At 63.5% G+C, this 19,633-nt stretch carries 17 protein-coding genes; 11 read left to right on the top strand and 6 right to left on the bottom strand.

Annotated features, from left to right (window positions below; all coding sequences use genetic code 11):
- Positions 1–8: 8 nt before the first annotated feature.
- Both dprA and V5F23_RS00215 read left to right on the top strand, forming a co-directional pair.
- A complete protein-coding gene (dprA, locus tag V5F23_RS00210; RefSeq protein WP_338497211.1) occupies positions 9–1,103 on the top strand; it encodes a DNA-processing protein DprA in 1,095 nt (364 codons plus the stop codon).
- Between the two features lie 61 nt (positions 1,104–1,164).
- On the top strand, positions 1,165–1,722 hold the full coding sequence (locus V5F23_RS00215; protein WP_042731217.1) for an L-threonylcarbamoyladenylate synthase: 558 nt from the start codon (positions 1,165–1,167) through the stop codon (positions 1,720–1,722).
- Between the two features lie 166 nt (positions 1,723–1,888).
- Here V5F23_RS00215 and V5F23_RS00220 read toward each other — a convergent pair whose 3' ends face one another.
- Complete coding sequence (locus tag V5F23_RS00220; protein ID WP_042728915.1) at positions 1,889–2,866, bottom strand: NADPH:quinone reductase; 978 nt, start codon at positions 2,864–2,866, stop codon at positions 1,889–1,891.
- Positions 2,867–3,029: 163 nt separating this feature from the next.
- Here V5F23_RS00220 and hemF point away from each other — a divergent pair, with 163 nt between their 5' ends.
- The gene (hemF, locus tag V5F23_RS00225; RefSeq protein ID WP_042728914.1) at positions 3,030–3,944 is read left to right on the top strand and encodes an oxygen-dependent coproporphyrinogen oxidase; all 915 of its coding nucleotides are present in this window, start codon (positions 3,030–3,032) and stop codon (positions 3,942–3,944) included.
- 13 nt (positions 3,945–3,957) lie between these two features.
- Positions 3,958–4,776 (top strand): shikimate dehydrogenase, encoded by an 819-nt coding sequence (gene aroE / locus V5F23_RS00230; protein ID WP_212803213.1) that lies wholly within the window; start codon positions 3,958–3,960, stop codon positions 4,774–4,776.
- 41 nt (positions 4,777–4,817) lie between these two features.
- Here aroE and V5F23_RS00235 read toward each other — a convergent pair whose 3' ends face one another.
- From V5F23_RS00235 to betC, 3 genes are all read right to left on the bottom strand, one after another.
- Positions 4,818–6,386 (bottom strand): SulP family inorganic anion transporter, encoded by a 1,569-nt coding sequence (locus V5F23_RS00235; protein WP_053148207.1) that lies wholly within the window; start codon positions 6,384–6,386, stop codon positions 4,818–4,820.
- Positions 6,387–6,588: 202 nt separating this feature from the next.
- The gene (gene choX, locus V5F23_RS00240) at positions 6,589–7,509 is read right to left on the bottom strand and encodes a choline ABC transporter substrate-binding protein (protein ID WP_338497213.1); all 921 of its coding nucleotides are present in this window, start codon (positions 7,507–7,509) and stop codon (positions 6,589–6,591) included.
- 15 nt (positions 7,510–7,524) lie between these two features.
- Positions 7,525–9,039: a choline-sulfatase gene (gene betC, locus V5F23_RS00245; protein ID WP_338497214.1), complete on the bottom strand. Its 1,515-nt coding sequence runs from the start codon at positions 9,037–9,039 to the stop codon at positions 7,525–7,527.
- Positions 9,040–9,153: 114 nt separating this feature from the next.
- Between betC and V5F23_RS00250 the strand changes: the two genes are divergently transcribed.
- Positions 9,154–10,104 (top strand): LysR family transcriptional regulator, encoded by a 951-nt coding sequence (locus tag V5F23_RS00250; protein ID WP_042728909.1) that lies wholly within the window; start codon positions 9,154–9,156, stop codon positions 10,102–10,104.
- A gap of 13 nt (positions 10,105–10,117) precedes the next feature.
- On the opposite strand, the gene V5F23_RS00255 is transcribed toward V5F23_RS00250, so the two are convergent.
- The gene (locus V5F23_RS00255; protein ID WP_338497215.1) at positions 10,118–10,777 is read right to left on the bottom strand and encodes an NAD(P)H-binding protein; all 660 of its coding nucleotides are present in this window, start codon (positions 10,775–10,777) and stop codon (positions 10,118–10,120) included.
- An 85-nt stretch (positions 10,778–10,862) separates the two neighbouring features.
- On the opposite strand from V5F23_RS00255, the gene V5F23_RS00260 reads away from it, so the two are divergent.
- The 6 genes from V5F23_RS00260 to V5F23_RS00285 all read left to right on the top strand — a co-directional run bounded on the left by V5F23_RS00260 (position 10,863) and on the right by V5F23_RS00285 (position 18,300).
- Entirely contained in the window at positions 10,863–11,189 is a 327-nt protein-coding gene (locus V5F23_RS00260) for a DOPA 4,5-dioxygenase family protein (protein WP_123579312.1), read from the top strand.
- A gap of 386 nt (positions 11,190–11,575) precedes the next feature.
- Positions 11,576–12,883 carry a CitMHS family transporter gene (locus tag V5F23_RS00265; protein ID WP_042728906.1) on the top strand — a complete coding sequence of 436 codons (1,308 nt, stop codon included), beginning with the start codon at positions 11,576–11,578 and terminating at the stop codon, positions 12,881–12,883.
- 75 nt (positions 12,884–12,958) lie between these two features.
- Positions 12,959–13,726 (top strand): TerC family protein, encoded by a 768-nt coding sequence (locus V5F23_RS00270; RefSeq protein ID WP_047739346.1) that lies wholly within the window; start codon positions 12,959–12,961, stop codon positions 13,724–13,726.
- A gap of 336 nt (positions 13,727–14,062) precedes the next feature.
- The gene (locus tag V5F23_RS00275) at positions 14,063–15,721 is read left to right on the top strand and encodes a Na/Pi cotransporter family protein (RefSeq protein WP_212803216.1); all 1,659 of its coding nucleotides are present in this window, start codon (positions 14,063–14,065) and stop codon (positions 15,719–15,721) included.
- Positions 15,722–15,778: 57 nt separating this feature from the next.
- Positions 15,779–17,155, top strand: a complete 1,377-nt coding sequence (locus V5F23_RS00280; protein ID WP_338497218.1) for a pitrilysin family protein — start codon at positions 15,779–15,781, stop codon at positions 17,153–17,155.
- A 125-nt stretch (positions 17,156–17,280) separates the two neighbouring features.
- Positions 17,281–18,300: a DUF5924 family protein gene (locus V5F23_RS00285; protein WP_047739343.1), complete on the top strand. Its 1,020-nt coding sequence runs from the start codon at positions 17,281–17,283 to the stop codon at positions 18,298–18,300.
- 63 nt (positions 18,301–18,363) lie between these two features.
- Here V5F23_RS00285 and V5F23_RS00290 read toward each other — a convergent pair whose 3' ends face one another.
- Positions 18,364–19,593, bottom strand: coding sequence for a spore maturation protein (locus V5F23_RS00290; RefSeq protein WP_042728901.1), 1,230 nt, complete (start codon positions 19,591–19,593; stop codon positions 18,364–18,366).
- Positions 19,594–19,633 lie beyond the last annotated feature (40 nt).

A 19,633-nucleotide genomic window follows, 5' to 3' on the forward strand; every position in this document is an offset into this window, starting at 1 on the left:
ATGATCCGATGTCATTGCCTGAATCTGCTCCGGTTTCCCCGGCGGAACTGGAGGCCCGGCTACGCCTGCACCGCTTGCCGGAGCTGGGACCCAAACGTTTCATGACCTTGCTGCACGCCTTTGGCTCGGCGTCCAAAGCCCTCAGCGCGCCAGCCAGTGCCTGGCGTGCATTGGGCTTGCCCGTGGCGTGTGCCGAGGCTCGGCGCAACCCCCAAGTGCGTGACGGCGCCGCCCACGCATTGGCCTGGCTAGAGCGTCCGGGCCAGCATTTACGGATGTGGGACCAGGCCGACTACCCGGCCCTGCTGGCGCAGATCAGCGACCCACCGCCGTTGCTGTTCGTCGCCGGCGACGCCTCGATCCTGGAAAAACCCCAGTTGGCGATGGTCGGCAGCCGCCGGGCTTCGCGACCGGGAATTGACACGGCCGCGGCATTTTCCCGAAGCCTGGCCGGGGCCGGTTTTGTCATCACCAGTGGCCTGGCCTTGGGCATCGACGCGGCGGCGCACCAGGCCGCGCTGGAGGTGGGCGGGTGCACCGTTGGCGTGCTGGGCACCGGGCTGGAAAATTTTTATCCACAGCGCAATCGGCGCCTGGCGGACGCGATGATTGCCCAGGGCAGCGCGGTGCTCTCGGAGTTTGCGTTGGACGCCCCACCCCACGCCAGCCACTTTCCGCGGCGCAACCGGATCATCAGCGGTTTGTCCCTGGGTGTGCTGGTGGTCGAGGCCAGTGTTGCCAGTGGCTCGCTGATCACCGCGCGCCTGGCGGCGGAGCAGGGGCGCGAGGTCTATGCGATTCCCGGCTCCATCCATCACCCCGGTGCTCGTGGCTGCCATCAACTGATCCGTGACGGTGCGGCGTTGGTCGAGACCGTCGAGCACATCCTCGAGGCGTTGCGCGGTTGGCAGCGCTTGCCCCTGGCGGCGGAGCCCACGCCGGTCATCCATCCGCTGCTGCGCTTGCTCCATGCCGCGCCACTGAGCAGCGAGGCGTTGGCCGATGCCAGTGGCTGGGGCCTGCCCAGGGTATTAGCGGCGCTGACCGAGCTGGAAATGGAGGGGCGTGCCATCTGCGACGGCGGACGCTGGTTTGCCCGCTAGGTTTTATGAGCAAGATGGGTAAACTGCGCACAGCCTTATCTTGTGTTGCGGAGAATCGTTCATGGTCAACAGTTGGCGTGTGCAACAAGCCGCGCGAGAAATTCGCGCCGGGGCGGTGATTGCCTATCCAACCGAAGCGGTCTGGGGCCTGGGGTGCGACCCGTGGAACGAGGAAGCGGTGGAGCGCCTGCTGGCGATCAAGTCGCGGCTGCCCGACAAGGGCCTGATACTGGTGGCGGACAACATCCACCAGTTCGACTTTCTGTTCGAAGACTTCCCCGAAGCGTGGATCGATCGCATGGCCAGCACCTGGCCAGGGCCCAATACCTGGCTGGTGCCGCACCAGAACCTGCTGCCGGAATGGATCACCGGCGTGCATGACACCGTTGCCCTGCGGGTCAGCGACCACCCCACCGTGCGCGACTTGTGTTCCCTGGTCGGACCGCTGGTGTCCACCTCGGCCAACCCCCAGGGCCGTCCGGCGGCGCGCACGCGGATTCGCGTCGAGCAGTATTTCCGCGGACAGGTCGACCTGGTGCTGGGCGGCAACCTTGGCGGACGCAAGAACCCCAGCGTGATCCGCGACCTGGCGACCGGCAAGGTCGTGCGCCCGGACTAGGTCTTTGTGGTGAGGGAGCCCTCTGTGGCGAGGGGATTTATCCCCGTTGGGCTGCGAAGCAGCCCTGAAGCAGCAAACTCAATCTTCCTGGCACACCGAGTTGCCTTTTTGGGAGCTGCTTCGCAGCCCAGGGGGGATAAATCCCCTCGCCACAAAAGCTGTTGGCTTATGGCAACAGGATGGTCGACCCAGTGGTGCGGCGCGCCGACAGTTCCGCCTGGGCCTTGGCCGCTTCTGCCAGCGGGTAACGCTGGTTGATGTCCACCGTGAGCTTGCCGCTGCTGATCATGCCGAACAGCTCGTCGGCCATGCGTTGCAGGTTTTCGGCGTTGTTGGCGTAGGTCGCCAGGGTCGGGCGGGTGACGTACAGCGAACCCTTGGCCGAGAGGATCCCCAGGTTCACGCCATCCACCGCCCCGGAGGCATTGCCGAAGCTGACCAGCAGGCCGCGAGGCGCCACGCAGTCGAGGGACGTGAGCCAGGTGTCCTTGCCGACGCCGTCGTACACCACGGGGACCTTCTTGCCGTCAGTCAATTCCAGTACGCGCTGTGCGACGTTTTCCTTGCTGTAGTCGATGGTTTCCCAGGCACCGTGGGCTTTGGCGACGGCGGCTTTCTCGGCGGAACTGACCGTGCCGATCAGCTTCACGCCCAGGGCCTTGGCCCATTGGCAGGCCAAAGAGCCCACGCCGCCGGCGGCCGCGTGGAACAGGATGGTTTCGCCGCCCTTGAGTTCATAGGTCTGGCGCAACAGGTACTGCACGGTGAGGCCCTTGAGCATCACCCCGGCCGCCTGTTCGAAACTGATGGACGCCGGCAGGTGCACCAGGTTGGCTTCGGGCAGTACGTGCACATCGCTGTAGGCGCCCAGCGGACCGCTGCCGTAGGCCACCCGGTCACCGACCTTGAACCGTGTGACGCCCGTGCCGACCGCCTCGACCACGCCGGCCCCTTCGGCGCCCAGGCCCGAAGGCAGTGCCGGCGGCGGGTACAGGCCGCTGCGGTAGTAGGTGTCGATGAAATTCAAACCGATCGCCTTGTTGCTGACGCGCACCTGCTGCGGGCCCGGCTCGGCGGGCTCATAGTCCAGGTACTCAAGCACTTCGGGGCCGCCGTGGGAACGGAACTGGATACGTTTGGCCATCTTCACTCTCTCCTTGTCGCGGGACTTTTTACCAAGCCTGCTATCGGACTCCTAAGCTTGACCTTCGTCAACTGTGGCGTGGGCAAGCGCGGTGGTATCCTGTGCGCCCTTTTTGCCGCCGGCTCGTTACGCCCCGTAGCGTAACCCTGATCAAGGTGATGTCATGTCCACTCGCACCGAGGCCGTGAAAGCCTACCTGCTCGACCTGCAAGACCGTATCTGCGCCGCCTTGGAAACCGAGGACGGTGGCACTCGCTTCGTCGAAGACGCCTGGTCCCGGCCTGCCGGTGGCGGTGGGCGCACCCGGGTGCTCGAAAATGGCACGGTGATCGAAAAGGGCGGCGTCAACTTTTCCCACGTCTTTGGCAGCGGTCTCCCACCGTCGGCCAGCGCCCATCGGCCGGAACTGGCCGGGCGCGGTTTCGAGGCCCTGGGCGTGTCGCTGGTGATCCATCCGCACAATCCCCATGTGCCGACGTCCCACGCCAACGTGCGCTTTTTCATCGCGGAAAAGGAAGGCGAAGAGCCGGTCTGGTGGTTCGGCGGCGGCTTCGACCTGACGCCCTACTACGGCGTGGAAGAAGACTGTGTGCACTGGCACCGCATCGCCGAGCAAGCCTGCGCGCCGTTTGGCCCGGAGGTGTATCCGCGCTACAAGGCCTGGTGCGACAGCTATTTCCACCTCAAGCACCGCAACGAACCACGGGGCATCGGCGGCCTGTTCTTCGATGACCTGAACGCCTGGGATTTCGACACCAGCTTCGCCTTCATGCGCGCCATCGGCGACGCTTACATCGACGCCTACCTGCCGATCATGCGGCGGCGCAAGCATGACGCCTTCACCGCCAAGCAGCGCGAGTTCCAGGAGTATCGCCGTGGGCGCTACGTGGAATTCAACCTGGTCTATGACCGCGGCACCTTGTTCGGGCTGCAATCGGGCGGACGTACCGAGTCGATCCTGATGTCCTTGCCACCGCAAGTGCGCTGGGGCTACGACTGGAAAGCGGAGCCGGGCAGCGAAGAAGCCCGATTGACCGAATACTTCCTGCAGGATCGCGATTGGCTGGCGACGGCCTGAACGAGGAGCGCTCATGGATCGCTACGTTGTAATGGGTAACCCGATCGGCCACAGCAAGTCGCCGCTGATCCACCGGTTGTTCGCCGAGCAGACCGGAGAGGCGTTGGAATACAGCACGCTGTTGGCGCCCCTGGAGGATTTTTCCGGGTGCGCGCGGGCATTCTTCCGCGAGGGCCGTGGCGCCAATGTCACCGTTCCGTTCAAGGAAGACGCCTTCCGCCTGGCCGACAGCCTGACCGAACGGGCGCAACGCGCCGGGGCCGTGAACACGTTGAGCAAGTTGGCCGATGGCCGCCTGTTGGGGGACAACACCGACGGTGCCGGGCTGGCGCGCGACCTGACCGTCAACGCGGGGTTCAGCCTTCAGGGCAAGCGCATCCTGCTGCTGGGCGCCGGCGGTGCGGTGCGCGGCGCCCTGGAGCCGTTGTTGGCGCAAGCGCCGGCCTCGGTGATCATCGCCAATCGCACGGTGGAGAAGGCCGAGCTGCTGGCCGAGCTGTTCGCCGACCTGGGCCCGGTGTCTGCCAGTGGCTTCGATTGGTTGCAAGAGCCGGTGGACCTGATCATCAACGCCACGTCGGCGAGCCTGTCAGGGGAGGTGCCGCCGATTGCCGCCAGCTTGATCGAGCCGGGCAAGACGTTGTGCTACGACATGATGTACGGCAAGGAGCCGACCTCGTTCTGCCGTTGGGCACGCGAGCACGGCGCGGTGGCGATGGATGGCTTGGGCATGCTGGCCGAACAGGCGGGTGAGGCCTTTTACCTGTGGCGCGGCGTGCGCCCGGACACCGCGCCGGTGCTGGCGGAGTTGCGCCGCCAGTTGGCGCTGTAGGGCGTTGTGGGAGCAGGCCTTGCTCCCACAACGCGAACCGCTCAATCCTCGAATTGAATCGGGCAGTGCTCCGCCCCCTCCAGCTTCTTCAGCTCTTCCACCACTTGGGGCCGGGCCCGGCGCAGGGTCAGGCTGCGGCCCTGGCTGCGCAGGCGCCGGGCCTCCTGGTGGAGCATTTCCACGCCGGAGTAATCGATGAAGTTGATTTGCTGGGCATCGATGACCACCTGTTGTGCCTGCAATCGCTGCAGCCGCACTTGCAGGAAATGACTGGCGCCGAAAAAGATCGAGCCGCCGACCCGCAGGACCTCCGCTTCCCCTTCGCAATAATGCTGCACTCGCGGTTGGGAGGTGCGCTTGAGGTAGAAAAACAGCGAGGCCAGCACGCCCGCGTAGATCGCGGTTTGCAGTTCCAATAGCAGCGTCGCCAGGCACGTCAGGCTCATGACCACGAATTCGGCGCGGCTCACCCGGTACAGCGCGCGGATAGCGCGGTGGTCCACCAGGCCCCAGGCGATCAGCAGAATGCTGCCGGCCATGGCCGGGATCGGAATGTGCGCGATCAGCGTTGCGCCGGCTACGGCGAACAGCGCCACCCACAGGGCCGAGAACACCCCGGCCAACGGCGAGCAGGCCCCGGCCTCATAGCTGAGACCGGAACGGGTAAAGGAACCGGCCGACAATGATCCGGAGAAAAAACCTCCAATGATGTTGGAAAGGCCCTGCGCCCTCACCTCCTGGTTCGCGTCGAGCAATTGCCCGGAACGAACCGACAACGAGCGGGCGATCGACAGGCTGGTCACCAGCCCAAGCATCCCCACCGCGACGGCGCCGGGCAGCAGGCGCAGGATCAGCTCCAGGTCCAATGGCAGCGGCGAGAGCGGCGGCAAGCGTCCGCTAAAGGCGCTGACCAGCGCCACATGCCCGAACATCGCGGGCCACAGCCAGACCACGAGGCTGCTGATGACCAGGGTTATCAACAGGCTCGGCCAACGCGGCAACGCCTTTTTCAGGGTTATCCCCAGGGCCAGCGTGGCCAAGCCCAGCAGCAAGGAGGGTTTATCCACAGCCCCGATGTGGCTGAGCAGCGCCAGCACGCCCTTCAGGGCCGTGGCTTCGTTCGGCAGGTCCAGGCCCAGCAGGTTCGGCAACTGGCCCAGGGCAATGACCACCGCCGCCCCCAACGTAAAGCCCAGCACCACCGAGTGCGAGACGAAATTCACCAGCGCCCCGAAACGCAACAACCCCAGCAACCACTGGAAAACACCCGCCAGCACGGTCAGCAGCAGGATCAAGGTGACGTAGTCCTGGCTGGCGGGCACGGCCAGTGGGCTGATGCTGGCGTACAGGACAATGGAGATCGCCGCCGTAGGACCGCAGATCAGATGCCAGGAGGAACCCCACAGGCAGGCAATCAGCACCGGCACGATCGCCGCGTACAAGCCATATTCGGGGGGCAAGCCGGCGATCAGGGCGTAGGCAATGGACTGGGGCAACGCGAGTATGGCGCCGCTCAGGCCGACGATCAGGTCCCGCCCGACGCTGGCGCGGGTCTGGCGGGGGAGCCAGCTCAGGAACGGAAAGAGTGAATGGCGCGTGGGCAATGCCATGGGGCCTCGAGGATGGGGTTTGGCGCAAGAGTAACAGGACAATGCACCGCTCTCTCTGTGGTGAAGATCATATCTGTGGCGAGGGGATTTATCCCCGCTGGGTTGCGAAGCGACCCCAAATCGGTTGGACACGATTTTCCTGACAACCGGGGGCTGCTCCGCAGCCCTGCGGGGATAAATCCCCTCGCCACAACAGCCGGCCTTACAGTTTGGCCTTCACCGCCGCCAACGCGTCCTTGTCATCCACGGTCTTCACGCCGTCCAGCCATTTATCCAACACGGCTGGGTTGGCCTTGATCCAGGCCTTGGCAGCGTCGGCGTTGCTGACCTTGTTGTTCACCACGTCGGCCATGATGCTGTTTTCCATCTCCTGGGTGAAACTCAGGTTGGTGAGCAGCTTGCCGACGTTCGGGCAGGCCTGTGCATAACCTTTGCGGGTCAGCGTATAGACGCTGCCAGTGTCGCCGAAGTACTTCTCGCCACCCTTGAGGTAATGCATTTTCAGTTGCACGTTCATCGGGTGCGGCGTCCAGCCGAGGAAGGTCACGAACTTCTGTTTTTTCACGGCCCGGGAGACCTCCGCCAGCATCGCCTGTTCGCTGGACTCCACCAGCTTCCATTCGCCCATGCCGAAATCATTGGTCTTGATGATCTCTTTCAGGGACAGGTTTGCCGGCGCGCCGGAGCCGATGCCGTAGATCTTCTTGTCGAACTTGTCGGCGAATTTGTTCAGGTCGGCAAAGTCATGCACACCGGCATCCCAGACGTAGTCCGGCACTGCCAGGGTGAACTCGGTTCCTTCCAGGTTCTTGGCCAACTGCGTGACATCGCCGGTGGCGACGAATTTGTCGTAGAAGCCCTGCTGCGCCGGCATCCAGTTACCGAGGAACACATCGACCTGGCCATCCTTGAGGCCACCGAACGTGATCGGCACCGCCAGCGTATCGACCTTGGGCTTGTAGCCCATGCCGTCCAGCAGGAAACCGGCGATGGCGTTGGTCGCCGCGATGTCGCTCCAGCCCGGATCGGCCATCTTCACGGTTTCGCAGCTTTGCTCGGCCCAGGCCGACACACTGCTCAATGCCAACAGCCCGGCGGTCAGTACTGTGGATAACTTTTGCATGTGCTTCCCCTTACGTTATTGGTGTTGGCAGGGTTGTGGATAACGGGCCTTGCGCTCCAGGTCATCGAGGTCGATGTGGTTACGCATGTACTGTTGGCTGGCGTCGACCAGTGGCTGGTGGTCCCAGCTCTTGAGTTTGCCCAGGGTCAGCGCCTGGGCGACAAACCGACGGCGCCGCTGGCTGGCGAGCACTTGTCGGTGAATGGCGGGGATGTCCCACTTGGCCCGGGCTTCGGCGAGAAAATCGGCGAACAGGCGCTGATGCTCCGGAGACTGGCTGAGATCCTCCAATTCTTTGGGGTCATTGTGGACATCGAACAGCAGGCACGGGTCGTCCTCGCTGTAGATGAATTTCCAGGGGCCACGGCGAATCATCATCAAGGGGCTCACGGTGCCTTCGGCCATGTATTCACCGAAGACTTCGTCATGCCCGCCCTGCCCTTGCAGGTGCGGCACCAGCGAGCGTCCGTCCAGCGGCAGCCCCGGTTCCAGCGTGCCACCGGCCAGTTCCACCAGGGTTGGCAGCAGGTCGGCGGTGGACACCGCTGCACTCACCCGTCCGCTGGCGAATTGCCCCGGCGCGCTGATCAACAGCGGCACCCGTGCGGCCATTTCGTACCAGTGCATTTTGTACCAGAGGCCCTTTTCACCGAGCATGTCGCCATGATCGCCGGAGAAGACGATGATTGTGTCCTCCACCAGCCCGGTGTCCTCCAGAGTCTGCAGGAGTTTTCCGACGTTGCTGTCAATGTAGCTGCACGCGCCGAAGTAGGCCCGGCGGGCGTCGCGAATCTTATCCACAGGCAGCGGCTTGCCCCACAGGTCATACACTTTGAGCAGGCGCTGGGAATGCGGGTCCAGCTCAGTCTGTGCCGGGGTGAGCGGTAACGGAATGTCGTTGTCGTCGTACAGGTCCCAGAACGCCTTGGGAATGGTGTACGGATCGTGGGGGTGGGTCATGGACACGGTCAGGCAGAACGGCTGGTCGCCGTCCTCGCGAATGTGATCGAACAGGTATTGCTGGGCCTTGAACACCACTTCTTCGTCGAAATCCAGCTGGTTGGTGCGTACGCAAGGGCCGGCCTGCAACACCGACGACATGTTGTGGTACCAGCTCGGCCGCACGTCCGGCTCATCCCAGTTTACGGCCCAGCCATAATCGGCCGGGTAGATGTCGCTGGTCAGGCGCTCTTCATAGCCGTGCAGCTGGTCTGGCCCGCAAAAGTGCATCTTGCCGGACAACGCCGTGCGGTAGCCGAGGCGGCGCAGGTAATGGGCGTAGGTGGGGATGTCCGCCGGGAAATCCGCGGCGTTGTCGTAGGCGCCGATCTTGCTGGGCAACTGGCCGCTCACCAGGGTGAAACGCGACGGCGCGCAGAGCGGGCTGTTGCAATACGCCGCGTCGAATACCACACCTTCGGCGGCCAGGCGCGACAGGTTGGGCAGTTTGATCGGCGAAGGACCGTAGATCGGCAACATTGGCGCGGCCATTTGATCGGCCATGATGAAAAGAATGTTCTTGCGCTTCATGTATTCGCGGCATTCCATAGTGAGCAGTTATGCGACATTGCTGCGATTGAGCATGTAGCCCCCGGGTTTTGGGGTAAAGCCCATGTAGGATAATGACTAGGATAAGCACAGCTTATGTATGACGCCTTGGGTGACCTGTCCCTGGAGTTGTTCCGTGCCTTCGAAGCGGCCGCCCGCCAGCAGAGCTTCACGGCAGCGGCGATTGAACTGGGCACCACGCAGCCAGCCATCAGCCAACAGATCAAGCGCCTGGAAGAACAATTGGGCACACGGCTGTTCGATCGCATTTACCGCGGCATCGAGCTGACGGAGGCCGGCTCGATCCTGTTCGAGCAAGTCCAGGCCGGCTTGCAGAGCATCGACGCCGGGCTGAGTGCGATCACGGCGCAGCACCAGCACGAGGTGTTGCAGGTGGCCACAGACTTCGCTTTTGCGGCCTATTGGCTGATGCCGCGATTGCATCGGTTTCACGCCGCGAATCCGCAGATCGACGTCAGCCTGGTGACCGGCGAGCGCAACCACAACATGCTCCGCACGGACATTGACGTTGCCGTATTGTTCGGCGACGGTCGCTTCAAACAAGGCGAAAGTCGCTGGCTGTTCAGCGAAGAAGTCTTTCCGGTGTGCAGTCCGCTGCTGCTCAAGGCGCGGCCCCTGCCCTTGCCCGCACCTGCCTTGGCGGAGTTCCCATTGCTGCACTTGCGCGCAGGCAACGGCAGCAACTGGTTTGACTGGAACGGGGTGTTTCGCGAGTTGGGCATCACCTCGCCCCCGGCCCCCGGCCAGTTGCGCTTCGACAACTACACCCTGTTGATCCAGGCGGCCATCGGCGGCCAGGGCGTCGCCATTGGCTGGCGGCACCTTGTGGATAACTTATTGGCCCAAGGCCTGCTGTGCCGGCCCATTGCCGAGACCGTGTTGTCGCGGTTGGGGTATTACGTGGTCTTGCCCCAGCGCAAACGGCGTGGGGCATTGATCAGGCTGTTCGTGGACTGGTTGATGGAAGAGCAGGCCAACAGCGCCGAATCACTGACCGGGCTGCCCCTGCCCTCCATTGCCGTTTGAATGCGCGGCGCCTTCAGTGGGCGGCGATGAAACTCACGTGCTGGCCCACGTGCAGGTTCAGGCGCAGCTCGTCGGCGATCCCGACCGCCACCCGGTTCAACCGCTCCAACGCGTCCGCCAGGCCCGGTTCCAGGCTGGTGCTGACCTGGCTGAAGTGTTCGATGCCCAGGCCCGGCGCGGCGTAGGGCGAGTTGATCAGCGTCCACTGCAAGGTGCTGTTCTGCAGGGCGTCGAGCACTTCTTCGGCGGCGTGGCGTTGCAGGTCGTCGTCGCCCTGCTCCTCGTCGAGCACGGCGAAATCACCCACCAGGAACAGCCGCGGAATGTTCACCGCTTCCATCCCGCCAATCAGTGCGTCCACCGCCAGTACTTGTTCCACGGGGCCGGGAATCAGATTGCGCTCCACCTGTTCGCTGTTCATCGGCAACCCTGGCGCGTTCAGCAGGCAGATGACGGCGCTGGCACCGGCTACGCTTTGCTTGACCCGCTCGGGATCGAACAGATCACCGGGCTTGGTCCGCAGGCCCGGCCGTGGCGCCAGGGCGGTGAGGTCGTCGAGGATGGCGATCACTTCATGCTGGCGGCGCAGCATTTCAGCCATCAATGCACTGCCGAGGCTGCTCATGGCACCATAAAGCACCACTTTGATCACCGGGGTTTCTGCATTTTTCATGGCTTTGTTCCTTTTTTGTCCCACGTGTAAGGCCTCTGACCCGCGACAAACGGCTGGGGTTCGGCCTCTTTTCGAGGAGTGACAGATGCAACGCATCAAGGGCTACCACGCCCACGTGTATTTCGACGCCAGCACCCTCGACCAGGCGCGGGCGCTGTGCGAGGAAGCGGCACAGTTGTTCCCGCTGAAAATGGGCCGCATGCACCAGCGCCCGGTCGGTCCGCATCCGGACTGGAGCTGCCAGTTGTCGTTCGACCCGCAGTACATCGGTGTGGTCTTGCCGTGGTTGGCGCTCTACCGCAAAGGCCTGGTGATTTTCCTGCACCCCAATACGGGCGATGAACTGGCCGATCACACCGACCACGCGATCTGGATGGGCGCCGTGCGGCCGTTGGATCTGTCGGGCTTCTAGCCCCACTGCGATCTCTGTGGCGAGGGAGCTTGCTCCCGCCGGGCCAAGCAGTAGTCCCCAACCGGGCCGCTGCGCGACCCAGCGGGAGCAAGCCCCCTCGCCGCAAAGATGTGCTAACGCTTCATCTTCCGAACTCGACACCCGGTTGTTGCGCGAAAGCTGGCTGAAAGCTTGCGCGATTAGGATCGCCTCACTACCGGCAAAAGACCGGTGGCCAACAACGGCTTTCGCCGCGGTCCTGGCCCCTCTACAACAACAATGGTGATTCTGATGTCCGCAACTACCTGTCCCGCCGCGCCCACTCCATCCGTTCGTCCCGAGCCCCGCATCCTGCGTTGACCGTCCGGTTCGCCCTTGCCCGCCGCGCCACGCCTGGAGTATTTCCTATGCTGACTTTCCTTGGCTTCGCCATGGTCATCACGTTCATGTTCCTGATCATGACCAAGCGCCTGTCCGCGCTGATCGCCCTGATCATCATCCCGATCCTGTTCGCGCTGTTCGGTGGTTTCGCCCCGAAAATCGGCCCGATGATGCTCGAAGGCATCACCAAGCTTGCCCCGACCGGGGTGATGCTGATGTTCGCCATTCTCTATTTTGCCCTGATGATCGACTCCGGCCTGTTCGACCCGGCCGTGCGCAAGATCCTCAAGCTGGTCAAGGGCGACCCGTTGAAAGTTTCGGTCGGCACCGCCGTTCTGGCGCTCGTCGTTTCCCTCGATGGAGACGGCGCGACCACTTACATGATCTGCGTGGCGGCGATGCTGCCGCTGTACAGCCGCATCGGCATGAGCCCACGGATCATGGCCGGCCTGATCATCCTCGCCGGCGGCGTGATGAACATGACGCCTTGGGGCGGCCCGACAGCCCGCGCCGCCAGTGCGCTGCATGTGGATCCGTCCGACATCTTCGTCCCGATGATTCCGGCGATGGCGTTCGGCGTGGTGGCGATCCTGTTGATTGCCTACATGTACGGCAAGCGTGAACGTGCGCGCCTGGGTGAACTGCACCTGGCCGGCGATGAAATCGACCACAGCGAAATCAGCGTTTCCCAGTTCCCGGATGCCCGTCGTCCGAAACTGATCTGGTTCAACGGCGCGCTGACCCTGGGCCTGATGTGCACCCTGATCGCCGGCCTGTTGCCGCTGCCGGTGCTGTTCATGGTGGCTTTCAGTATCGCGATGATCGTCAACTACCCTTGCCTGCAACAGCAGAAAGACCGCGTTGCAGCGCACGCCGGCAGCGTATTGGCGGTGGTCGGGCTGATTTTCGCGGCCGGTATCTTTACCGGCATCCTATCCGGCACCGGCATGGTCGATGCCATGTCCAAGAGCCTGCTGGCAGTGATCCCGGACTTCCTCGGCCCGTACCTGGCCGTGATTACCGCCCTGGCGAGCATGCCGTTCACGTTCTTCATGTCGAACGATGCATTTTATTACGGGGTGTTACCGGTTCTCGCCGAAGCCGCCAGTCACTACGGCATCACCGCCGTGGAAATGGCCCGTGCCTCGATCGTTGGCCAGCCCGTCCACCTGTTGAGCCCGCTGGTTCCATCCACCTACCTGTTGGTGGCCCTGGCCGGCATCGAATTCGGTGATCACCAGCGCTTCACCCTGAAGTGGGCAGTGCTGGTTTGCCTGTGCATAATGGTTGCCGCCTTGCTGATGGGGATCTTTCCGCTGTTCAGCACTCTATAAAAGCAATGCCCCCTGCCCGGCGTCTCCAGGTCACTGGCGGCGCCGCGTGGCCTAACACACGCTAAAGGAACTCACATGGAATGGCTGACCAACCCGGAAATCTGGGTTGCCTTCTTTACCCTGACCGCCCTGGAAATTGTCCTGGGCATCGACAACATCATCATGATCTCGATCCTGGTCAGCCGCATGCCCAAGCACATGCAGGCGCGCACCCGGATCTTCGGCCTGGCGCTGGCCATGGTCACGCGGATCCTGTTGCTGCTGTCCATCACCTGGGTGATGCGCCTGACCGCCGATTTGTTCGAAGTGTTGGGCCAGGGCATCTCGGGTCGTGACCTGATCCTGTTCTTCGGTGGCCTGTTCCTGCTGTGGAAAAGCTCCCAGGAGATGTACCACGCGCTCGAAGGCGAGGACGAGAGCAACGACGAGCCCTCGGGCAAGGGCGGCAACTTCCTCTACACCATCATCCAGATCGCGATCATCGACATCGTCTTCTCCCTGGACTCGGTCATCACCGCTGTCGGCATGGTCTCCCATGTCCCGGTGATGGTGGCGGCAATCGTCGTTGCGGTCCTGGTAATGATGCTGGCCTCGGGCACCATCAGCACGTTCATCGACAAGCACCCGTCGCTGAAGATGCTGGCGCTGTCGTTCCTGCTGGTGGTGGGTACGGTGCTGATCGCCGAGTCGTTCGACGTCCACGTACCAAAAGGCTACGTGTACTTCGCCATGGCGTTCTCCCTGGCGGTGGAAGCCATCAACATCAAGATGCGCACGGCGATTGCCCGCAAGCGCAGCCAGCAGGACCCGGTAAAACTGCGCAAGGATATCCCGGGCCAGTAAAGGACAGCGGCAATGAACGAAGGGGCTCTTGGAGCCCCTTTTTCATGCCGGTATGAAAGTGGCCTGGTGCATGACTTGTGGGAGCGGGCTTGCTCGCGAAGAGGCCAGAACAGTCAATCCTGTGTCGCCTGACAGAATGCATTCGCGAGCAAGCCCGCTCCCACAGGGATTGGGGTGTTTTCGAGGCGGTATTTTTTATGACAGTTTTGTTTCAATCGGTTCTTTAGCTGTGCAATGCTGGCGCTCGAACCGTTCGCCAACTACAGCTTAAGTACAACAACGAATCCATGTGGCATCGTCAATTTGTCCCTTTGGGACGCTAACAGGGGGCTTGTCATGCTGACCCTGCTGAATTTGCTCTCCGCGGTGGCCTTGCTGATCTGGGGCACGCACATCGTCCGTACCGGCATCCTGCGGGTCTATGGTTCGAACCTGCGCCATGTCATCGGCCAGAACATGTCCCGGCGCTGGCTGGCGTTCCTGGCCGGCATCATGGTCACCGCGCTGGTGCAGAGCAGCAACGCCACGGCGATGCTCGTCACCTCCTTCGTCGGCCAGGGCCTGATGGCGCTGACCCCTGCCCTGGCCACCATGCTCGGCGCCGATGTCGGCACCGCGTTGATGGCGCGGGTGCTGACCCTGGACCTGTCCTGGCTGTCGCCGCTGCTGATTTTCCTCGGGGTGATCTTCTTCCTCTCGCGCAAGCAGACCCGCGCCGGGCAAATGGGCCGGGTGGGGATCGGCCTGGGGCTGATCATCCTCGCCCTGCAACTGATCGTCGAAGCCGCCGCACCCATCACCCACGCCCAGGGTGTGAAGGTGATCTTCGCGTCGTTGACCGGCGACATCCTGCTCGATGCGCTGGTCGGTGCCCTGTTCGCGATGGTCTCCTATTCCAGCCTGGCGGCCGTGCTGCTGACCGCGACCCTGGCCGGCGCCGCGGTGATCAGCCTGCCGGTGGCCATCGGCCTGGTGATCGGCGCCAACATCGGCAGCGGCGTCCTGGCGTTCCTCAGCACCAGCATGCAGAACACCGCCGGGCGCCAGGTGGCGTTGGGCAGCCTGCTGTACAAGCTGATCGGCCTGCTGCTGATCATCCCGGTCCTCGACCCATTGGTGGGGTGGCTGGACAGCCTGGACTTCAGTCCCCAGGAAACGGTGATCGGCTTTCACCTGCTCTACAACACCGTGCGCTGCCTGGTGTTGCTGCCCAGCGTCGCGCCGATGGCCAGGCTCTGCGCCTGGTTGCTGCCGGAGCGACCCGAGACCAACGGCACGGCCAAGCCCCGGCACCTGGACCTCACCGCCCTCACCACACCGAGCCTGGCCTTGGCGAATGCCGCCCGGGAAACCTTGCGTATCGGTGATTTGATCGAAGCCATGCTCGAAGCCATGCTGGACGTGCTGCATGGCCAGCAGACGGCGGTCACCCAGGACGTGCGGCGCATGGGGGATGACGTCGAGGTGCTGTGCGGCGCCATCAAGTTGTACCTGGCGCAGATGCCCCGCGAAGACCTCAGCGAACAGGACAGTCGCCGCTGGGCGGAAATCATCGAGCTGGCGATCAACCTGAAGCTGGCCAGTGACCTCATCGAGCGCATGCTGCGCAAGGTCCAACAACAGAAAACCGCACAACGCCGCTCGTTCTCCGACGTGGGCCTGGAAGAGCTGGCCGGGCTGCACAGCCAGTTGATCGCCAACCTGCGGCTGGGTCTGTCGGTGTTCCTCAGTGCCGACCGGGAAAGCGCCCGCCAGTTGCTGCGTGAGAAACGGCGCTTTCGGGCGCAGGAACGGCGAATGGCCCACGCCCACGTCAGCCGCCTGCAACGCAAGGTTTTGCAAAGCCTGGAGACCAGCGCCCTGCACCTGGAGCTGATTGCCGACATGAGGCGTCTGAATTCGCTGTTCTGCGGCAGCGCTTACGTGGTGCTGGAGACCGCTGAAATCGGTGCGCTGGCGGCCGATGAAATATCGGACATCACCCATTCGCCTTGAACATCTGGCGCATTGTCCAGTCAGTAGGATTGGACTGTCAGTCGCAGGAAGCCGTTTATGCGTGGTCTGTTATTCGCCCTTTTCTTGCTCGGCGCCTTGCCTGCAGTTGCCCTGGACCGGTTTCAGGTCGAGGGCTACGCCTTGCCCAACGGGATGCAACTGGTGCTCAAGCCGGGCAGCGAGCGCGGGCATGTGGCCATTCGCCTGGTGGTCGGCGTAGGCCTGGATGACTTCAGCTGCGCCGATAAGGAACTGCCGCACCTGCTTGAGCATTTATTGTTCAGCGGCGTTGACGAAACGGGCGAAGGCGGCCTGGAGGAACGCATGCAGAGCCTGGGCGGCGAATGGAACGCCTTCACCAGCAACGCCGACACCACGTTCGTCATCGAGGCGCCGGCCAGCAATCAGCGCAAGGTCCTGGACCTGCTGATGGCGTTGCTGACCCGCACCCGCATCGACGAAAAAGCCCTGGAGGCGGCCAAGCGCGTGGTGGAGCGAGAGGACGGCGGCCATTACACCCACCTGCAACGCTGGCTCGACCGCCAGGACCTGGGACACAAGGCCAGTAACCAACTGGCAGTGGAAATGGGCCTGCGCTGTGCGGAACGGGCCGAGGTCGAGCACCTGACCCTCGCCCGCCTCGAGCACGTGCGCAAGGCCTGGTATGCACCGAACAACATGACGCTGATCGTGGTCGGCGACCTCGATCGGCTGCTGCCGGCCTACCTGGAGCGCACCTTCGGCCAACTTGAACCGGTCGAACCCAGCCAACACGAGCCGCTGCCGCAGATCCGCTACAGTGCGGTCACCAAGCGCAACCTGATCCACGGCCTGGTCGGCAACGGCGCCAAGCTTCACTGGCTGTTCCCCGAGCCGGTGCTGGACGAGCAGCACGACGAAACCTTCGACCTGCTCAAGGATTACCTGGACTGGGCGCTCTATCGCCAACTGCGCCTGGCCCGCAGCCTGTCTTACGGGCCGTGGACGGAGCGCGAGGTGTTCGGCGGCGTCGGTTTCTTCAGCTTGAACGCGGACCTGGCCCGCGAGGACCTGCCCCAGGCCGAGGAAGCGCTCGAAGAACTGCGCCAGAACCTGCTCAAGGACGGCCTGGACCCCGCCAGTTTCATGCGCATCAAGCGTGCGGCCATCGCGCATCAGTCCTGGGCGGTCCAGGGCAACAGCGCCCTGGCCGATTACTACTGGGGCGCCCTGGGCGACTACGAGGACGGCCGCTTCGCCAACCCGGCGCTGCGCTTGCAGTCGGTGAGCCTGGACCAGGCCAACCTGGCCCTGCGCGAACTGCTCAAGGACCCCGGCTACCTGCGCATCGAGAAGCCGTTGCTCAGCGATGATGAGTTCGTGTGGGGCGTGGGCGCGCTGCTGGCGGTGTTGGTGCTGGGGCTGGTGGCGTGGCGATTGCGCCGCCGGGCTTGAAACTGTTTCCAATGCCACGCGGGTCAGATGAAAGGCTGGCGACGCACACCATGATCCTCGCCACACCGCCCCCTGGACGATACTCTGTCAGGGATATTTCCTACGACTTACTGTGAAACCGCCTAATGCAAAGCCTGCCTCGTTTTATCCAGCGCATCCTTGAACTGATGAAGCGCTACCCAGGGGTCATTGCGCTCGGCGGTTTCATCTCCGGCGTCGGCAGTTTCATGCTGGTGGACCGCCAGCAGGGCCTGGCCACCTGGATCGCGGTCATGATGCTGGTGAGCTGGCTCTGGCTGATGGTGGAGAACAGCATGACCCGGCTGTTCACGCGGATTTTCAAGCGGGAAATCCCCCAGCCGCTGTTGCGCTACGCCACGCAGATGATTCACCAGGAAAGCCTGTTTTTCGTCCTGCCGTTTTTCTTCATCACCACCACCTGGAACAGCAGCCAGCTGATTTTCACCAGCCTGCTGGCGGCGGCGGCGCTGATTTCGATCACCGATCCGCTGTACTACAAATGGCTGGCACCCCGGCGCTGGGCGTTCCTGGCGTTGCACACCCTGACGCTGTTCGCCGCCCTCCTCACCGCGTTGCCGGTCATCCTGCACCTGACCACCGACCAGAGCTTCAAGCTGGCGCTGGGCATTGCCATGCTGTTGTCATTCCCCAGCCTGGCGTCGATCTTTCCGATCCGCACGGTGCGCAACGCCTTGGCGATCCTGTGCATCACCCTAGGCATCGGCGCTGCCGGCTGGGTGCTGCGCTCCTGGGTGCCGCCGGCCACGTTGTGGATGACCGAAGTGGCGATCAGTACCCAGGTGGAGGATCGCACCCCCGGCGCCAGCCTCAAGGAAGTCAGTGCGGAACAGATTCGTGGCAACGGCCTGTACGCCTACACCGCCATCAATGCGCCGCGAGGCCTCGATGAGCGGATCTATCACGTCTGGCAGTTCAACGGCAAAGAGGTGGATCGCATCGCCCTGGACATCCACGGCGGGCGCAAGGAAGGCTACCGTGCCTGGACCCACAAGCAGAATTTCCCGGACAACCCGGCGGGCAAGTGGCAAGTGCGGGTGCTGACGGAGAATGGGCAGATGATTGGGGTGCTGCGGTTCAATGTGACGGGGTCGGCAGGTGGTTGAACATCGTGGCGAGGGAGCAAGCTCCCTCGCCACGATGAATTTCACCGGACTTGCGCGCTGGCCTCAGCCAAAGAACCAGTAGCAGACCCCGATCGCCGACAAGACCCCGGCCAGTTCCGCCAGCAGCGCGCAACCCACCGCATGGCGCGCCCGCTGGATGCCGACCGCGCCGAAATACACCGCCAGCACGTAGAACGTGGTCTCGGTGCTGCCCTGGATAGTCGCCGCCACCAGCGCCGGGAAGCTGTCCACCCCTGAGGTCTTCATGGTTTCGATCAGCATCGCCCGGGCGGCGCTGCCGGAGAACGGCTTGACCATGGCGGTCGGCAGGGCATCGACGAAACGCGTGTCCCAGCCGGCCCATTGCACCAGATGGCGAATGCCGTCCAGGCCGAAATCCAGCGCCCCGGATGCCCGCAGCACGCCGACCGCGCAAAGCATCGCCACCAGGTACGGCAGCAGGTTCTTGGCGACGTCGAAGCCCTCCTTCGCCCCTTCGACGAAGGCCTCATAGACCTTGACCTTGCGCAGCGCCCCCACCACCAGGAACAGGATGATCAGGCCGAACAGCGTCAGGTTGCCGAGGATCGACGACAAGCCCGCCAGCGCGGTGGCCGACAACGTGGCCAGCAGCGCCATGAAGCCGCCAAGGGCCAGCGCCCCCGGCACCAGGTAAGCCAGCACCACCGGATCCCATAGGCGCAGGCGTTGCATGAACGCCACCGACAACAGCCCCGTGAGGGTCGAGCCCGTGGTGGCGATCAGGATCGGCAGGAACACCAGGGTCGGATCCGGCGCGCCTTGCTGGGCGCGGTACATGAAGATGGTCACCGGCAGCAGTGTCAGCGACGAGGCGTTGAGCACCAGGAAAAGGATCTGGGCGTTGCTGGCGATGGTCGGGCTGGGATTGAGGTCTTGCAGGGCGCGCATGGCCTTGAGGCCGATGGGGGTGGCGGCGTTATCGAGGCCCAGGCCGTTGGCGGCGAAGTTGAGGGTGATCAGGCCGATGGCGGGATGGCCGGCCGGTACTTCCGGCATCAGGCGCAAGAACAGCGGCCCCAGGGCCTTGGCCAGCCAGTCGACGATGCCGGCCTTTTCGGCGATCCGCAAGAACCCCAGCCACAGCGTCAGGGTGCCGAACAGCAGGACCATCACCTCCACCGACAGCTTGGCCATGGCAAAGATGCTTTCCACCATCGCGGCGAAGATCCCGGCGTTGCCGCCGATCAGCCACTGTCCCAGCGCCGACACGGCTGCCACGATAAAGAAGCCAAGCCACAGGCCATTGAGCATCGGTTAATCCCCTCGGAAGATGCCGCGAATGATAGCGGGG

The sequence above is a fragment of the Pseudomonas sp. WP18 genome, from assembly GCF_036689585.1.
In the GTDB taxonomy this organism is placed as follows: domain Bacteria; phylum Pseudomonadota; class Gammaproteobacteria; order Pseudomonadales; family Pseudomonadaceae; genus Aquipseudomonas; species Aquipseudomonas chlororaphis_E.

Excerpts from the sequence above, each read along its gene's own strand:
- dprA (WP_338497211.1), top strand. The coding sequence starts at position 9 with ATGTCATTGCCTGAATCTGCTCCGGTTTCCCCGGCGGAACTGGAGGCC.
- V5F23_RS00215 (WP_042731217.1), top strand. The coding sequence starts at position 1,165 with ATGGTCAACAGTTGGCGTGTGCAACAAGCCGCGCGAGAAATTCGCGCC.
- V5F23_RS00220 (WP_042728915.1), bottom strand. The coding sequence starts at position 2,866 with ATGGCCAAACGTATCCAGTTCCGTTCCCACGGCGGCCCCGAAGTGCTT.
- hemF (WP_042728914.1), top strand. The coding sequence starts at position 3,030 with ATGTCCACTCGCACCGAGGCCGTGAAAGCCTACCTGCTCGACCTGCAA.
- aroE (WP_212803213.1), top strand. The coding sequence starts at position 3,958 with ATGGATCGCTACGTTGTAATGGGTAACCCGATCGGCCACAGCAAGTCG.
- V5F23_RS00235 (WP_053148207.1), bottom strand. The coding sequence starts at position 6,386 with ATGGCATTGCCCACGCGCCATTCACTCTTTCCGTTCCTGAGCTGGCTC.
- choX (WP_338497213.1), bottom strand. The coding sequence starts at position 7,509 with ATGCAAAAGTTATCCACAGTACTGACCGCCGGGCTGTTGGCATTGAGC.
- betC (WP_338497214.1), bottom strand. The coding sequence starts at position 9,039 with ATGAAGCGCAAGAACATTCTTTTCATCATGGCCGATCAAATGGCCGCG.
- V5F23_RS00250 (WP_042728909.1), top strand. The coding sequence starts at position 9,154 with ATGTATGACGCCTTGGGTGACCTGTCCCTGGAGTTGTTCCGTGCCTTC.
- V5F23_RS00255 (WP_338497215.1), bottom strand. The coding sequence starts at position 10,777 with ATGAAAAATGCAGAAACCCCGGTGATCAAAGTGGTGCTTTATGGTGCC.
- V5F23_RS00260 (WP_123579312.1), top strand. The coding sequence starts at position 10,863 with ATGCAACGCATCAAGGGCTACCACGCCCACGTGTATTTCGACGCCAGC.
- V5F23_RS00265 (WP_042728906.1), top strand. The coding sequence starts at position 11,576 with ATGCTGACTTTCCTTGGCTTCGCCATGGTCATCACGTTCATGTTCCTG.
- V5F23_RS00270 (WP_047739346.1), top strand. The coding sequence starts at position 12,959 with ATGGAATGGCTGACCAACCCGGAAATCTGGGTTGCCTTCTTTACCCTG.
- V5F23_RS00275 (WP_212803216.1), top strand. The coding sequence starts at position 14,063 with ATGCTGACCCTGCTGAATTTGCTCTCCGCGGTGGCCTTGCTGATCTGG.
- V5F23_RS00280 (WP_338497218.1), top strand. The coding sequence starts at position 15,779 with ATGCGTGGTCTGTTATTCGCCCTTTTCTTGCTCGGCGCCTTGCCTGCA.
- V5F23_RS00285 (WP_047739343.1), top strand. The coding sequence starts at position 17,281 with ATGCAAAGCCTGCCTCGTTTTATCCAGCGCATCCTTGAACTGATGAAG.
- V5F23_RS00290 (WP_042728901.1), bottom strand. The coding sequence starts at position 19,593 with ATGCTCAATGGCCTGTGGCTTGGCTTCTTTATCGTGGCAGCCGTGTCG.